The organism is Candidatus Baltobacteraceae bacterium (assembly GCA_036489885.1).
Lineage (GTDB): Bacteria > Vulcanimicrobiota > Vulcanimicrobiia > Vulcanimicrobiales > Vulcanimicrobiaceae > JAFAMS01.
In genome coordinates this window covers 415,987-431,801 of the sequence record DASXEW010000003.1, presented here as the reverse complement: position 1 = coordinate 431,801, position 15,815 = coordinate 415,987, and the positions used below count along the sequence as shown (strand labels likewise).

Sequence of the window (15,815 nt, the reverse complement as noted above, 5' to 3'; positions counted from 1 at the left end):
GTGGCCATGAGCATTGAGCCAACGTCGCTCAACCCACTCCTCGTCACCGGCCAGTTGTCGCCCTTCGTCTCGGAACTCTTCTACTCGTATCTCTTCATTCGAGACGCACGGGGAAGGCCGGTGCCCGAGGCGGCGACCGAGGTTCCGACGATCGAGAACGGGGGCCTATCGCGCGACGGATTGCGAATAACGTACCACCTCAAGCCGGGAATACGTTGGCAAGACGGCGTTCCTTTGACCGCATCGGATTGCGTCTTCACGTTTCACGCAATCATGAATCCGAAGACCAATTTGCCGGTGCGAGAGGGCTACACCGAGATAGCTTCGGTCACGGCCCCGAATCGTACGACCATCGTTGTTCGTCTGCGGCATCCCTTTGCGAATTTCGTGCCCGCTTTTCTCTCGCTCGACACGAACTATCCGATATTGCCCGCGCATATTTGGGAGAAGTATCCAGACTTAAATCAAGCCGATTTCTCAACGCACCTGGTCGGTTCAGGTCCATTTAAGCTGGTGACCTGGCACCACGGCGATCGCCTCGAGGTTGCCGCAAACGATGATTATTTTCAGGGGCGTCCGGCGATCTCGCATATGACGTTTAAGTTCATACCGGCAGAGACGACGATCGTTAACGAACTGCGAACGCACGAAATTGACATGGCGCCGGATCTTCTGGATCCACTCCTTATCGAGCAGCTTCAAAACATCAATGGACTAAAGGTTGTCCTGACGCCGATGTTAGGATTCGATGCCGTTCTCCTGAACACCGCGTCGCTTACGAGTCCTCAACTGCGCTTGGCTATCATTGAAGCGCTCAACATCCCGTTTATTGTGAATAGAGCGACCCAAGGCCAATTTCACTCACGCAACGCACTGCGCGGGTATTGGGGAGAAACGTATTCGGGAGCGACGAGCCTGTCGTTCAATCCGGCGGCGGCTCGGTCGACGCTTGACAGGCTAGGATGGCGTACGGGCGCAGACGGCATTCGCACGAAAAACGGTCAGCGACTTCAACTCACCCTCATCAGCTCGACCGGGTCCCTAATCCAGAGCATTATCGCAACCCAGATTCAAGGCCAACTTCGTAGCGTTGGAATTCCGCTAAATGTTCGCATGTACAATCGAATCCAGTTCTTTGAACCACCACCCGATGGGCCGCTCTTCGGCGGCAAATTCGATCTTGCGCTCAACACGTTCGTAAACTCTCCGCTCGAAGAGGGTTTGACGTTTACATGCGCACAGAGGCCCCCGGCCGGATTTAACTTCACGCGCCTCTGTGATGCTGCGTTGGATTCCGCGTACGAAGCGAGCCTACGAGCGTTCGATCCGGTCGCCTTGGAGCGTACCAACGACGCAATGCAGCAGGCGCTCGATCGAGGTGCAGCTTTTGTTGCGCTATATCAGTTGCAAAACATCGCCGTTCTCTCGAGCGGCGTGGGCGGCTATGAACCCTCCAACGAGTCGCCGTGGGTCAACATGTGGAAATGGTCGAAAACCTCACGAAACTGATTGAAAAAGGAATGCGAGCATGAGCAGCGCCACTCAATTGCCTTCGAATGCGATCGGAATGTCATTTCCGCGGCATTTCTACGTCGATTATGATACCGAGGTCGTTTCGACCATCTTTGAGATAACGGTCAAAGAGGATAAGATTCTCGTCGACAATGTCCAAAAAGGGATTAACTCGTCAGTTTACACGCCGGGTTTAGTGGTTGCGTCGGAACCCTTTGTGGCTGAATTCGATCGCTGGTATTTGCACCATCTACCGGGTGAAAATATCGAGCGGTAGGAACGCCGAGACGGTGAAGTTCGGCATGTCGACGATTTGGCTGACATGCAAATCGACGGCAACGCTGCAAATGCAGTAGGCCTGGTCCTGCGTGAAACCGCGTGCGTCCACGAGGTATGCGATCATCGCCAGCAGGGCGCTGCGCGCGGCCAGGCTCATTTCCTCAGCCGAACCGGTCGTGGCGTAGTACGGTTTACCGGGCGCGCGAACCCTATCGTGCGCGTACGCTCCGGAATATGATGGCTCGCGCTGCTCGCGGCGCTTTGCTTCACCTTTGAGTACTTCGAAGCGCGCGTGCACGGTTGCGGCCATCTCGATCGCGGCCCCGCACGATTCACCATCACCTTGCGCGAAGTGTGCGTCGCCCGTTGAGAAGTTCGCGCCGTCGACGAGGACGGGCAGGTACAAAATCGTTCCCGCGATGAGCTGCTTGATATCGATGTTGCCGCCGTTCTCGCGCGGCGGAATCGTGCGCAACGCCGTACTCGCGATTGGTTCGTCCGGCGGCATTGCGTCACGTGAATCGGGAAGATCGACCGGAAATCCGCGTTTCTTCAGCTCGGCCTCCCGCGACGTGGCGAGCTTCAAGAGCTCGTGCGACGGCGAAACGCCCATCACGCCCATAAACGGCGCGCCGGGAATGACGATACCGGGAATCTCCGGCGAGCGCGCACGCTTCCCGTCGATCTCCCAGTGCACGACTCCCACGTAGTTGAAGACGTCGCGCAAGAATCCAAAATTGGGTCCGAAAAAACACGTGTAGCCGGTTTTTGCAGGTTTGATTTTTTCGATATGCACCGCAAGCAGATCGCCGGGTCGTGCGCCTTCGATGCGGAGCGGTCCGGTCAACGGGTGCACGACGGTGCCAAGAAAGTTCTCGAGATCCACCGCAGTCGTACCCGGTTTGACCTCGCCGTTCAGCGCATCGCGCGTTTCAATCTTGACAAGCTCGCCCGGCTTAACGGTCTCAATCGACGGAATGTCGGGATGCCAACGGTTGTGCCAACTTGCGCTCGGGGTGACTCGCACGTTACGCTACCTCGAAAATGACTCCCTGAGACAAAGACAACGTCTTCGCAAAGTTGATCGTTGTCGTGACGCGTCGCATATAGCTCTTCCAACTATCCGACCCGGCTACGCGTCCGCCGCCCGTGTCCTTTTCGCCGCCAAAGGCGCCCCCGATCTCAGCGCCTGATGGCCCGATATTTACATTGACGATGCCGCAGTCAGATCCGACCGCCGACATAAAAATCTCTGATTCGCGAAGATCGGTTGTAAAGATCGACGACGAGAGACCTTGCGGCACGTCATTATGCATGCGTATTGCTTCATCGAGGCTGCGGAACGAAAGTACGTAGAGTACGGGCGCGAACGTCTCTGTCCTTAAAAGCGGCGACGGTGAGGGCATCTCGACGAGCGCTGGTTTGACATAAAACCCGTCCGGATGCGCATCGATCGTGACGCGCTCGCCGCCGTAAACCGTGCCTCCGGACCCGCGCGCCTCTTCTAACGATTTCTGCATGGATTCGAATGCTCTAGCATCGATGAGAGGCCCGATCAGTGTCCGGCCATCGCGGGGATCACCAACCGGCGCAGCGCCGTAAACGCGCTTAAGACGTGCAAGGAACGTGTCGTAGGCCGCTTCGTGAACGAACAAGCGCCTTAGCGTCGTGCAACGCTGACCTGCGGTACCCATCGCACCAAAGGCGACGGCGGTCAGTGTGAGCTCGAGATCTGCAGATTGGCATACTATTCCGCCGTTATTTCCGCCCAGCTCCAGAACGCTGCGTCCGAAACGAGCAGCAACGCGCGGACCGATGACGCTGCCCATTTTTGTCGATCCGGTCGCGGAGACGAGTCGAACCGCTGGATTTTCGGCCAACTCCAGCGCTGCGTCACTTCCCCCGAGGATGACAGACGATAAATTCGGCGGCGCGTCACCGAATCGCGCACAAGCGCGCTCGAAGAGCGCCTGAGCGGCGAGCGCGCACAGAGGCGTCTTCTCCGATGGCTTCCACACCACGGAATTTCCGCAAACGATGGCGAGAGCCGCGTTCCAGGCCCAAACCGCAACCGGAAAGTTAAACGCCGAAATTATTCCGACCACGCCGAGCGGGTTCCACATCTCCATCATCCGGTGCTGACTACGCTCGGATGTGATCGTCAGTCCGTAGAGTTGCCGTGAAAGACCGACCGCGAAATCGCAAATATCGATCATTTCTTGGACTTCGCCCAAGCCTTCCGTCGTGATCTTGCCGGCTTCGATCGTGACGAGCCCCGCCAAAACGGTCTTCGCTTTGCGCAGTTCCTCGCCGAATAGTCGGACGAGCTCTCCTCGGCGTGGCCCAGGTACCTCGCGCCAGCGGAGAAAGGCCTCCTGTGCGTCACGAACGGCTGACGCTCGTTGCTCGGCTTCCGGCATTCCTATCTCCGCGAGCGTTTGTCCATCGATTGGAGACGTTACGTTGAGCGAGCTTTTGCCTGAAGCACTCGGACGCACGCCGAGGTCAGAGAGTATTTTCGCTACTTCGGCAGCGAGTTCAGCACGCTGCATCGTGTCGGTCATATGACGTTCAGCTCCAAGAGAGGCTCATTTCGCAAGATACGTTCGTAAGAAAGTGGCGTTAGGTCGAGCGTCTGATAAGTACCGTGCGCGATCAACTCCGCGACACCACGCCCGACCGCTGGTGACTGCTGAAGTCCATGGCCGCTAAAGCCATTTGCGAAATACACGTTCGTCAAAGCGGGATGACGCCCGACGATGCCGGTTTGGTCGAAGGTGTTCATCTCGTAATAACCGGCCCACGACCTCAAAACCCGAATGGTGTCGAAACTTGGCACGCGTTCCGCGAGAGTCGGCCATACGAAATTTTCAAACGCTTTGTGGTCGACCCGTAGCTCCATGCCGTCTAGATCATCCTCGGGTTCCGGAGTGAAGCCGCAGACAATCCCGTTGCCCTCCGGACGGAACCAAACTCCCGATTTGTCGATAACGAGCGGACAATTCGGCGTCTCCTCTGCAGACGAAAAGTGATAAACACAACGCCGGCGCGCTCGAACCGGGAGAGGCGTGTCGAGCATGTCTGCGATTGTTGCAGCCCATGGGCCGGCAGCATTGACGACAACGTCGAAGTCGCATTGCGTTCCGTCTGAAAGATGAACGGAGCGCGCGCGCTCGCCGACGACACCAATGTCGACGACGTTGCCGGAGACGTATTCCACGCCTTGTGCCATCGCTTTCTTTCGAAAGGATTGCAGCAAGAGATAGCCGTCGAACCATCCCTCTCCGGATAGTCCAAGACTTCCAAGCGCTAAACCGTCAGTGGCAATCCACGGAAAGCGCTCGCGCAAAACGTTAACATCGAGTAAGGCGACGTCGACACCGTTCTGACGCTGAACCTCGTAATTTTGACGAAGTGTCTGCAGACCTGAATCCGCAACCAAATAGAGGTAGCCTCGCTCAACCAATCCGACATCAGGCCGGTTGTCCTCGGTCCCGAGATAGTCGGAAAGATTTCGCAAGAACTCGATTCCGAACTGTGAGATTTTTATATTGATGTCCGACGAAAACTGCTGCCGTATAGAACTTACGCTGAGAGCGGACGACGCTATCTCGTACGTTGAGTCTTTCTCGACAACGGCGACCGAGCCGTCGAACGCCGGATCCGCGCTGAGAAAGTAGGCGATGGAACTTCCAATCACGCCCCCGCCAATAATGCCTACACGCAGCGTCATGTCCCGACGATTCCAAATCGATAAGGATCGTCGCTGCTAAGATGGAGCGTTGCTTCGCCTGTAATGTGAGCGGTAGCGCGGATCTTAGGAATAAGGCTCCCATTTCTCTTGTGGAGGCTCCCGACGAAGAGGCCTCCTGTGATGCTCTCTTGACGCCAAGGTGCGTCGAGCTCGAGCTTGCCGCGCTCGTAAAGCGACATCATTTTTGCTGACGTACCTGTCCCGCAAGGCGAACGATCGTAACTTCCGCCCGGACACAACACGAAGGAGCGCGCGTCGGCGTCCGGACGTAACGGTGCTCCAAAGAGCTCGATGTGATCAATCTCGGCAGCGTCGTCACCCGTAATCGTCGCGTGACGAAGCGCTTCGCGAATGGCGAGCGATGCACGCAAAAGCGCCGGAACGTTGTCCAATCGAAGAGAGAGTTCTGGCACCTGCGCCATAAAAAACCAATTGCCGCCGTACGCGACGTCGCCCGTAATCACGCCGAAACCTGGCACCTCGAGTCTTACGTCGCGCTGCGTACATTTGCTCGGCACATTTTCGATCGTCACGTGATGGTCGTCGCTAAGTTCAGCGGAGACGGTGCCGACGGGCGTATCGATTGACACTCGGCCAGGCGAGATTCGACCCAGAAATTCGAGCGTGCGGACAACGCCGATCGTTCCGTGACCGCACATGCCGATATAGCCGATGTTGTTGCAAAAGATTACGCCGACGACTGCGTTTGCAGTAACCGGTGGCGTGAGAATCGCGGCGACGATCGCGGAATGGCCGCGCGGTTCGAGAACCGCGGCCGAGCGAAGAGTATCCCACTTTTGGGAGCACTCATCGCGTCGCGCGGCCATCGTCGAACCGTGCAGCTCGGGCCAGCCGTCGACTATCACACGGGTTGGTTCGCCCTCGGTGTGCGAATCGACGACGCTCAAAGTGGTCGCCGTCATAAAGGATATATAGGAAATCCTATAGGATTTGTCCTGCGGAGGAATAGCATGAATTGGAGCGGCGTCTTTCCGGCAATTACGACACCTTTTGATGGCCAGCTTTTGGTGGACCACTCAGCCCTGGCGAGCCATGTTACGTGGCTTGTCGATGAGGGTTGCCATGGCATCATTCCATTAGGGTCGCTCGGCGAAGCGTCGACCTTATCGTTTGCCGAAAAACGAGACGTTCTGCAGACGTGCGTGCGCGCGGTCGCCGGTCGAGTGCCGATCGTAGCCGGAATTGCGGCCCTCAGCACTGCTGAAGCCATCGATCTGGCCCGCGAGTCGCAGCGCGTCGGTTGCGCCGGCCTCATGGTCCTGCCGCCGTACGTCTACCGTGGTGATGAACGCGAGACCGAAACGCATTTTGTCGCGCTGATAACGGCGACGTCGTTACCCTGCATGCTCTACAACAATCCGATTGCCTATGGCGTCGACGTCCTTCCAGCCCGCATCGTCGAATTGGCGAAACGACATTCGAATCTACGCGCCGTCAAGGAATCGAGTGGCGACATTCGCCGGGTCGCGGAGTTGCGGCGCATGCTGGGCGATAGGATAGCAATTTTCGTTGGTCTTGACGATCTGGCTATGGAGGGTTTCGACGCAGGTGCCGTTGGCTGGGTCGCGGGTCTTGTGAACGCGTTCCCACGCGAAACCGTCGAGCTTTACACCTTGATCGGAAACGGCGATCGCACCGCCGCGCGAGCCTTGTACGATTGGTTTTTACCGCTTTTGGGGCTCGATACGAAGCCGAAATTTATTCAGCTAATCAAGCTCGTGCAAGCCGAATGTGGACGCGGGACGACGCGTGTTCGCCCACCGCGCCTCGAGCTAACCGGCGATGAGTTAGCCACGACGCTCGAAGTGATTCGTGAGGGGTTGAAGCGGCGAATCGGCGCTCCGGCTTGAGGAAATACATCGCGTTTGCGCCGGGCGTGTTCACGACGCACTACGCAAAAACGGCACATGGCGTGATCGCGTACTCCGACGATCTCACGGTTGCCGTTATCGATCCGGAGTTGGCGGGACGCAATACTCGCGAGGTTGCGCCGCACCTTGGACGCGATATTCCGATCGTTGCCTCGGTTCGCGAAGCGCTCGCGTTTTCCCCAACGTCGTTGCTGATCGGCTTGGCGCCAAAAGGCGGCGCGCTGCCAAAAGATTGGCGTGACGAGATCATCATTGCGATCGGCGCGGGCCTGGAGATTGTCAGTGGTCTTCATGAGATGCTCGCGGATGATCCCGAGTTTTCTGCGGCGGCAAGTAACTCCGGCACATCGATTTGGGACGTGCGCAAACCCCCTGCGGTCCCAATCTTTTCCGGCAAAGCGTTCCAGTTGCCAGCGTGCATTTTACTCACCGTCGGTAGCGATGCCGCATCGGGTAAAATGACGGCATCGCTCGAGCTAGTCCGCGCCGCAAAGGATCGCGGCGTTGATGCCGTTTTCGTACCGACTGGGCAGACCGGCATCATGATTGCCGGTTGGGGGATTGCGGTCGACAGGGTTATTGCTGACTTTATCTCCGGAGCCGCAGAACAGCTCGTCGAACAAGCCTCCACACGCGGCGATTTTCTGGTCGTAGAAGGACAGGGCGGGATTAATCATCCTGCATATTCCGCGGTCACGCTTGGTCTATTGCATGGCTCCGCGCCTGACGCGCTCCTCCTCGTGCACGACGTCTCGCGCGAAAGCGTCGCAGGTTTCCCGAACGTCCCAGTCTTGCCGCTGTCGAATCTCGTGGAACTCTATGAGAAGCTTGCTGGCGGGGTCAAACCCGCGCGCGTTGTGGGGATTGCGCTAAACACAAAGGGCTGGAGCGATGAGGACGCTCGCAAAGCAGTCAGGCGCGCAGAAGAAGAGACGCGGCTCCCCGTCGATGACGTCGTGCGCTTTGGGCCGCACGCGCTTTACGACGCCATTGCGCCGTCGATAAAGAAGACGTCGGGCGCCAAGATGACGCCCGCCTGAGGCGGTAACGTCTTCCGCATTTCATAGGCGCCCCTGTGAATCGCAGGAGTTGACGCTCACTGCAACAGAGCTCGGCACCCGCTCTTTAGCGGAAGTTGGCGCCGCAGAAGACGGTTGCGCTGCTGGCCGGTTTCGCAGAAGTGCGAGCGACCCGGGCTGCCTGCTGATGGGAGCCCGACAAAAAATCGAACGGACGATCACCCTAGCCAGTCTCGTGCACTATGCGCCCGCGTCACCAAACTGTCGCGGGCGCCAAGAGGAGTGTACGCGCGCGCCGCTTTTGGCGATCTGGGCGCCTAGTCAAGTAGACTAGGGCGCGAAGACAGATAGACTGCATATCCGTCGGCGCCAAGAGAAATCGACTACATTGCGGTCGATCAGACCCGTATGATGGCAAGCGTGAGGCCAAACAGGCGTTCGATTAGCGGGGTGAAGCGGAGGGGCACGGTCCGCAGACTGCCGTGGGCACTCCTCAAGCGGACACAATCCACCGCGGTCGAGTTTTGCTATTTGGCGGATGCTGGCGGAGGTTGCCTATACGACGATTGATGCGAGGGATTTCACATATCGCCCGAAGCGGGGATCTGGTCTTGCTTCAATTTCGCGAGCACCTCCTCGAGCATCTTGACTGCTTCGTCGTCGATCGGGCCAATCGCAGCGGCTTTAGACCATTCGTTCGGAAAGAACACAAGCCACATCGCAGCCATGAGAGTCCAAAGACAACCAAAACAGAGCAGGCTAAAGATAACCGTCGCTGCCTGGCTGCTCGAATACGAAAAGGCGGCAATCAATGGAACCGGCACAATCAAATAAAATGGGCTGATGCGTTTGAACTGCTCCATGCTTTGTCGCCCCTCTTTTCTGGCGATCCGATAGAGCATAACGAGAGGAGCATAGGCCGTGATCATTGATATCAAAAGTGACAGCGACTGCGCGCCGTATCTTGTATCGCTCTGCGGCATAAGGTTTAGAAGCGAGACCAGCATACCCGCAAAAAAGTAGGCGTTTGCGACTAATGCTCTCGCTGGAGTAAGTGCGGTTACAAATGTGAGGCGCGCACCGGTGGTTGCTCGCTGTTGGGACATGTAAATGCAAAAGGCGATGAAAAGCGCCCACAAGCCGGCAAATATCGCTGCCGTGGCAGCGAACAACTCATGATACTCAGTCACGACTTGATGTGATTCTTCTTATTTTGTCGTGACGAAGAGAATCGAATTTGGAGCCATTGTAGTCACCGCGACGATGCGGAAGCCCAATTTGAGCTGACCGAAAATATAGTAAGCGCCCTGGTCATCCCACTTCGTTGGCGGGTTTCCGTTAATGGCGTCCATCAGCTCTAGGACACCAGTGTTTGTTGCGATGCCGAGCCTTGAATTGAAGTCCATTGAAGCACTTTCTACGACCAAAATTCGTGTGAGGCCGTGGTTCAGTGTGAGGTTCATAGCGCAACCTTCATCACGACGTCAAGGCTGATGACCGAAGAAGACCATCACAGATAGGCATCGCCTCGAAATGTCGACAGCCGGCGATGATCGTGTAAATCAGCGGAAAACGAATTATGCCCAAGAACTTCTCGGGTATGCCGGCAGCAAGCCCAGACCCCTGCGCTACCGCGATCGCGGCGGCAATGGCGCGGAGCCCTAGGCCGAAAAGCCCGAGTTGTGCGCGAGTCGACGCTACTCGTCGCCGAAAACAACGCTACTAAGTGCCTGATTTACCGAAGTCTGCGCTACTGAATTTCGCGAGAACGCGAAGGACCGCATCAACGGCGATTCAGCGCGATCGTGCTGTAGAAGTCTTCAGGCTTCGGAGGCAGTCCGTCGTAGATCGATCGTGCGAACTCCCCAACCTCTCTCACCTGTAATGCAGGATTGTAGCGCTGCTCGAAACCGATCGTTGACGATGGCTTACCGCTCATTGCGCGTCCGCAGGGGCTACCGGAGATGTGGGCTGGATATACCTCTACATAATCGGGCAGGCTCATAAGCCGCTCGAGGGACCGATGTAAATCATGCGCGGCGTCATCACCACCGAGATCGGGGCGACCTACGTCGCCGACGAAGAGTGTATCGCCTGTCAGGACCATCCATGGCTCCGTACTGCGCGTTCGATCCGTTACGACCAGCGCGACGCTCTCCGGCGTGTGTCCCGGTGTGTGCCACGCACGGGCAACCACGTTTCCAAGCGAGATATCATCGCCTTCGACAAGTGGGCGAAATGCGTAATTTACATCGGCGCTTGCATGCATGTAGATTGTGGACCCAGGCACGAGCTCGTTCAGGCGTCGCTCTCCGGAACGATGGTCTGCGTGCACGTGTGTGTTGACGATGGCTTCAATTCGCAACCCATATCCGGAAGTGATATCGATGTACGGTGCGACCTCGAACTGAGGATCGACGACCGCCGCGCGGCCTTCGCTGCCTCAACCAAGAATGTACGAAGCGCAGCCGGTCGCGGGATTGAGGATTTGACGGAAGATCATGATGGTTGTCCTAGAGCGACGGGTAGGCGGTGAGGGATATGCGTTTCGCGCATCCACCACTGAACAAGAGTGGCGGAGATCAGCAAGAAAATCGCAAGCACGATGAAGGTTCCGCTCGGCTTGAGGTGCGCAGCAATAACGCCGATTACGAGGCCACCGAGCGCGTAGCCGCCATCGCGCCATAAGCGATAGACGCCGAGAGCCGTGCCACGCGCGGCCGGAGCCGCGACGTCGCTCACAGCTGCGAGCAATACGGGATAGAGCAGAGCGGTGCCGAGGCCTGCGAGTGCGGCAGCAGCAAACCAAAATGTAACATCTTGCGCGATACCGGCGATTGCCAGGCCCGCGGCGTTGAGTACGAGACCGATGACGATTGGCGGCTTGCGCCCGATGTTATCGGAGAGGACCCCGGTTCCGAGTTGGGCCGCACCCCACACGAATGCGTAGACGCCGGCGACCGCTCCGATTACGGCGGGGCCAAAGCCCTGGACCGTCATTGCGACGGGAAGAAGCACCCAAACACCCGTGTCACTGAACTTGTTGAGTGCCCCGGCTTGACTGCATGCGCGCATCGTACGATCACGCCATGTCACGTCAACGAAGATCTCCCGCATCACCACGGGCGCCATCGGCGCATCGCCGGTCGCAGTCGCGTGCTCGTGATGCACAAACGGAGCAGTTTCGCGAATGACGAGCACGAGGGAGAGGCCGAGAATCGCAACGATTGCGGCGAACAAAAACGGCACCGGCCGGAGACCGTAGTGAGCCGCAAGAGCTCCGGTTATCGTGCTCGCGATCGCGACACCGGCATAACCCGAGAACTCGTTGATTCCAAGCGCGAGGCCGCGCTGGCGTCTGCCAACGAGATCGATTTTACTCGTCACCGTCATCGACCACGCGAAGCCTTGGTTGGCGCCAAGTAAGAGATTGGCAGCGATCACCCATCCCCACGACGGCGCAAAGAGTAACATCCACGGGACCGGCAATCCAAAAAACCACCCGGCCCACAAAACATTACGGCGACCGTATCGGTCCGCGAGTCGGCCCGCGACGAGGTTCAGCGGACCTTTGACGATACCGAAAGCGACGACGAACGTCAGCAACACTGCCGCCGACGAAACTGCGAAACGCCGAGTCCCAAGCAGTGGGACGACGGTGCGCTCGCTGCCGACCAGCATTCCAACGAAAACGTTGTCGAGCGCCAGCAACGTGAACTGGGCGAGATTCGGCATCATACCGAGCCTCACGAACCGGTGGCGACCTTCTCACCAAGCGCGGCCCAATCGGCAGGTCCGACCAGGAGACGGTGCGCACGAAATCCCCGTCGCTGCAGAAACTCCACGGCCTCATCCGCCCATACGCAATATGCCCCGCGACAATACACGACGATCTCGCCGCGCTGCGGCAAATTGTCTAATGAGCCGCGCTTATCGAGTTGCTCTATTGGTATATTTCGAGCGCCGGGAATGTGAGCGGCGGTAAACTCAGACGCCGGACGAACGTCGACTAGCGTTACTTTCTTATCGCGAACGCGGTTCATCAGTTGCGACGGTGCAGGAGCGACAATTGGGCGCTGACCGAGATGTCGCGTCATGATTGCATCGACGTCGGGAAGGCGGTCGTTCGCAATCGATTGGATTTTCCGAAGCACTTCGTAGACGGCTGGAGTCGCGAGACGGTAATGCGCGAAATGGCGGTCGCGGCGCGCTTCGACAAGTCGCGTACGGGCTAGCACGCGCAGGTGGCGTGACGCGTTCGCAACCGAGACGTGCATCTCGCGGGCAATGTCCTCGACACTGCGCTCACGCTGCGCGAGCAGGTCTAGCATCTCGAGCCGCTTGGGACTTGCGAGCGCATCCGCTACACGGCTGAATTCGCCGTAGAGTTCATCCTTAAAGGCTCGATGATCGCTCTGCATACTCAATTATTATTGTAAGTAATTGATAACCTTCCTGCCGACTTGCGTCCGCCCTCGATCAAATATGAGCCAGTCCGGTTCTCTGTACGCCAGTCCGGTTGTCTACGCGCCCGCGACACGTGTGAATCGCAGGAGTTAGCTGGCACCGCTGAGCGCAAAAACGGCCGTTTTTCGCGAAACGCCGGTCAATCGTCGCAGAACTGAGAGTCGTTACTTCCAGGAATCTCACGAGGAAATGGCACTCGTTTTTGACGTCGACAGCCGCCATTGTTCACTCAACATGCTGACAGCGAATGTTGCGTTTCCACGTGGTCTGTCTCCCCGATCTTATACAAGACCGCCACGTAGCCGGTCGCACTTATCTTGTAATCTTATATAAGATTCGGTATGCTTTTCCGCAATGGCACCCTACCAAGTCAGAACCGGGGAAAAGGCCCGGCCGTACCCTATCTCAATGTATCCTTCGACGATCTGGCTGCTCCAAGAGATCCGAGACCACACGGGTGAGTCGCAAGGCGGCATCGTCCGCCGGCTGGTCGAGCGCGAAGCCGAGCGGCTACGGAAGAGCGGTATCCTGGCCTGCGAGGTCCTCACGTTCCCTTCGTACGCGGCAACCTCCGATCCGATCTCAACGACCGTTATTTTCCGGCGGGACGGGGCCGAGGATGAGACTATTCGCGGTGTGGGCGAGCGACTGAGGCCTACTCCTCTAACCCGGAGCTTTGTCTGGATCCGTCGGCCTGCCAGCCAAGGTGGGAACCTGCGTGGAGTGCTCGAGGACGCCGAACTTATAGAGGAAGACGAGCCGCGCATGATCATGACCGTCAACGCTCTTCCTAAAGGTGGCGAGGATCATGGCGAGCCCTACCGCGAGTGGGTCGAGGACGTGTTTCGCGGTATCGGAGAACGGCTGGGTTTCAGGGTCCCGACTTCTGGGTCCGAGCGCTTAATTGGTCCGTATCGAATCACGTACAACGGGCCGTTGAGCGACGCCGGCGATGTCGGCTGGTCGTTTACGGCTCCCGGAAGGCTCGTTCGCCGCTTTCTTCCGACGCCGTGGAATGTCACGCCCGCCGCTAACGTCGCGGCGCAGATCGTCCTCGCAATATCCGAGTTGACAGACGAGTCTTGATGGCGTCGCGATGATCGATATCTCGACTGTTTTCCCGAAGGCGGCTGCTCTGCGCGCGGCCAGGCCGTCAGATGTCGGCCTTGCCATTCTCAAGCAACTGATCGCTGATATCGACCGTCATCGAAGGTCTGGGCGGGACGATTATCCGTTTCACACTTTTGCGAATCTCATTGGCCTCGCAGATGGCATTGATTCTTCACCAGCAGGGCGCGCTGCCGTCGCGGAGGCGATTGGGTGGTTGATGTCTCACGATCTGATCGTTGAACACATGATGCCCGGAGGCAATCCTCGGGGGCCGCTCATTCCCACGCGTCTTGGCATCGAGGTTGCCGCAGCCGCTCCCGCAGCGAACGCGGCTGTGTATGCGTTGCGGGTGATCGACTTGATCCCCGTAAGCGTCCGAGCTCGCGTGCTCCCGAACCTCGTTTCGGGTGAGTTCGACATGGCGATCGCGGCCGCGTTTAAGGCCGTCGAGGTGAGAATGCGCGAGCGCGCGGGACTGTCGACATCGCTTTATGGCTCAAGGCTCGCAAAAGCGTTCTTTGCGCGCGTGGAAGCGACGTCTCTGCAACGGTCCGAGCGCAAAGGTCAGCTCGCCGACGAGGAGCATTTGTTCGAGGGGCTCATGGGGCTGTATCGTGATCGTGCCGTACACGAGATACCGCACGTCGATTCGATGGAATATGCGTTGGAGATTATTATCTCAGCTGCTCACCTGTTGCGAATCGTCGACGCCGCGGAACTGAAGCCGCAGTAGACATCTCGGTGCCGTAACTGGGCTCTCACTTGGCCATCTGATCCAGCTGTTGCTTGTACGCGACGAACTTCTCCGCCATGCAGCGCGACATTGCATTAATGTGCTCCTGAAGCATTACGCCGCTCCGCGGAAGGTGCTGCTCCATGCACTCGCGGATCATGGCATCGATAGCGACTTTATTGTTCATGAGCTGAGTTACGCGCGCGACTGCAATTCCGGTTCGTCGCTCGCAATTCGCGTCGAATGTCGGCACCCACGAGAAGAAATCCGAAAGAGCAGTAATGTCGTCTGGACGCGTTGTGCTCTGCTCACCTGTAACGGGATCAACCCTATAGAGAATTGTTCCAATATCGGTCTTGACCTTAGACGTTCGCCCAGCCATCGCTACCGCGCCGCCAAAGGCCGATGCCTCCCAGTAGACGGTCCCATCTTCGCTCTGCGCTGCAAGGACGTAATGGTCTAAGCCGCCATAAAGACTCGGAACAAGCGTGTTTACAAGGTAACCGCCGAGCGGCGCCCCCGAAGCCGCGTGCACGAATGCTCGCTCGTCAACGAGCCCTTGACGACCGCCCGTTTTGTCTGATGTAAAGACCTCCATCCCTAGCAGATTTATGACCCATTTCATTGCCTGGCGTACAGCAGTGATGTTGTCCAACCGAATTGTGAATTGGAGCTTTCCGGGAAACTCTTGACCTTCGCCCATATTGATTGTGGCGGCCGATCCTGTGCGCTGCTCTACGGCCTGTGCGGCTTTCTCGACATTGGCGCGAAGCCGATCGGCGTCCGACGCGTCGGCGATCCAAGAGTTCTCGGCAACTTTCTTGTAGCGAACCTTTACCTTGCCGCCGGCAACCAAATCGTACTCGACGCCGCGTTCGTTTAACACTCGGATGGCTGATCCATTGCTTCGACGTCGGGTTGGCGGTTCAACAATAAGTGTAATGAAATCGATCGCCTTCAGGAAATCTCGATCTATCGAGTTCCCAAAAAGTTGATTGCACGAGGAACAAATGAGTCGTTTCGATTCCTTTCGTCCACCAATCGCGTTT

General features: G+C 57.7%; 15 protein-coding genes and 2 pseudogenes. 6 read left to right on the top strand and 11 right to left on the bottom strand.

What is annotated here, in order from left to right; genetic code table 11:
• Positions 1-6 precede the first annotated feature (6 nt).
• Together VGG22_08010 and VGG22_08005 are read left to right on the top strand one after the other, a co-directional pair.
• Positions 7-1,509, top strand: a complete 1,503-nt coding sequence (locus tag VGG22_08010; protein ID HEY1728299.1) for a peptide ABC transporter substrate-binding protein — start codon at positions 7-9, stop codon at positions 1,507-1,509.
• Positions 1,510-1,528: 19 nt separating this feature from the next.
• Complete coding sequence (locus tag VGG22_08005) at positions 1,529-1,789, top strand: SRPBCC family protein (GenBank protein ID HEY1728298.1); 261 nt, start codon at positions 1,529-1,531, stop codon at positions 1,787-1,789.
• Here the strand turns inward: VGG22_08005 and VGG22_08000 are convergent.
• The 4 genes from VGG22_08000 to VGG22_07985 are packed head-to-tail and all read right to left on the bottom strand — an operon-like array spanning position 1,763 to position 6,468.
• On the bottom strand, positions 1,763-2,818 hold the full coding sequence (locus VGG22_08000) for an acetamidase/formamidase family protein (protein HEY1728297.1): 1,056 nt from the start codon (positions 2,816-2,818) through the stop codon (positions 1,763-1,765). The genes VGG22_08005 and VGG22_08000 overlap by 27 nt on opposite strands.
• Before the next feature lies 1 nt (position 2,819).
• Positions 2,820-4,343, bottom strand: coding sequence for an aldehyde dehydrogenase family protein (locus tag VGG22_07995; protein ID HEY1728296.1), 1,524 nt, complete (start codon positions 4,341-4,343; stop codon positions 2,820-2,822).
• 8 nt (positions 4,344-4,351) lie between these two features.
• On the bottom strand, positions 4,352-5,524 hold the full coding sequence (locus VGG22_07990) for an FAD-binding oxidoreductase (GenBank protein ID HEY1728295.1): 1,173 nt from the start codon (positions 5,522-5,524) through the stop codon (positions 4,352-4,354).
• Positions 5,521-6,468 (bottom strand): proline racemase family protein, encoded by a 948-nt coding sequence (locus VGG22_07985; GenBank protein ID HEY1728294.1) that lies wholly within the window; start codon positions 6,466-6,468, stop codon positions 5,521-5,523. Before VGG22_07985 ends, VGG22_07990 begins: the two co-directional genes overlap by 4 nt.
• 48 nt (positions 6,469-6,516) lie before the next feature.
• Between VGG22_07985 and VGG22_07980 the strand changes: the two genes are divergently transcribed.
• Both VGG22_07980 and VGG22_07975 read left to right on the top strand, forming a co-directional pair.
• Positions 6,517-7,416, top strand: a complete 900-nt coding sequence (locus VGG22_07980; GenBank protein HEY1728293.1) for a dihydrodipicolinate synthase family protein — start codon at positions 6,517-6,519, stop codon at positions 7,414-7,416.
• On the top strand, positions 7,413-8,477 hold the full coding sequence (locus VGG22_07975) for a DUF1611 domain-containing protein (GenBank protein ID HEY1728292.1): 1,065 nt from the start codon (positions 7,413-7,415) through the stop codon (positions 8,475-8,477). Before VGG22_07980 ends, VGG22_07975 begins: the two co-directional genes overlap by 4 nt.
• A 560-nt stretch (positions 8,478-9,037) precedes the next feature.
• On the opposite strand, the gene VGG22_07970 is transcribed toward VGG22_07975, so the two are convergent.
• From VGG22_07970 to VGG22_07945, 6 genes and pseudogenes are all read right to left on the bottom strand, one after another.
• Positions 9,038-9,646 (bottom strand): hypothetical protein, encoded by a 609-nt coding sequence (locus VGG22_07970; protein ID HEY1728291.1) that lies wholly within the window; start codon positions 9,644-9,646, stop codon positions 9,038-9,040.
• Between the two features lie 18 nt (positions 9,647-9,664).
• On the bottom strand, positions 9,665-9,919 hold the full coding sequence (locus VGG22_07965; protein HEY1728290.1) for a hypothetical protein: 255 nt from the start codon (positions 9,917-9,919) through the stop codon (positions 9,665-9,667).
• A gap of 320 nt (positions 9,920-10,239) precedes the next feature.
• Positions 10,240-10,863: pseudogene (locus VGG22_07960) on the bottom strand (MBL fold metallo-hydrolase).
• Positions 10,864-10,955: 92 nt separating this feature from the next.
• Positions 10,956-12,206, bottom strand: coding sequence for an MFS transporter (locus VGG22_07955; protein HEY1728289.1), 1,251 nt, complete (start codon positions 12,204-12,206; stop codon positions 10,956-10,958).
• Positions 12,203-12,499 (bottom strand): rhodanese-like domain-containing protein, encoded by a 297-nt coding sequence (locus VGG22_07950; protein HEY1728288.1) that lies wholly within the window; start codon positions 12,497-12,499, stop codon positions 12,203-12,205. The genes VGG22_07955 and VGG22_07950 overlap by 4 nt, the downstream gene beginning before the upstream one ends.
• A gap of 120 nt (positions 12,500-12,619) precedes the next feature.
• Positions 12,620-12,877 (bottom strand): annotated as a pseudogene (locus VGG22_07945) (metalloregulator ArsR/SmtB family transcription factor).
• A 454-nt stretch (positions 12,878-13,331) separates the two neighbouring features.
• Here VGG22_07945 and VGG22_07940 point away from each other — a divergent pair.
• Positions 13,332-14,009 carry a hypothetical protein gene (locus tag VGG22_07940; GenBank protein HEY1728287.1) on the top strand — a complete coding sequence of 226 codons (678 nt, stop codon included), beginning with the start codon at positions 13,332-13,334 and terminating at the stop codon, positions 14,007-14,009.
• 241 nt (positions 14,010-14,250) lie between these two features.
• Positions 14,251-14,766: a TIGR02391 family protein gene (locus VGG22_07935; protein ID HEY1728286.1), complete on the top strand. Its 516-nt coding sequence runs from the start codon at positions 14,251-14,253 to the stop codon at positions 14,764-14,766.
• Positions 14,767-14,791: 25 nt separating this feature from the next.
• Here VGG22_07935 and VGG22_07930 read toward each other — a convergent pair whose 3' ends face one another.
• The gene (locus tag VGG22_07930) at positions 14,792-15,652 is read right to left on the bottom strand and encodes a hypothetical protein (protein HEY1728285.1); all 861 of its coding nucleotides are present in this window, start codon (positions 15,650-15,652) and stop codon (positions 14,792-14,794) included.
• Positions 15,653-15,815 lie beyond the last annotated feature (163 nt).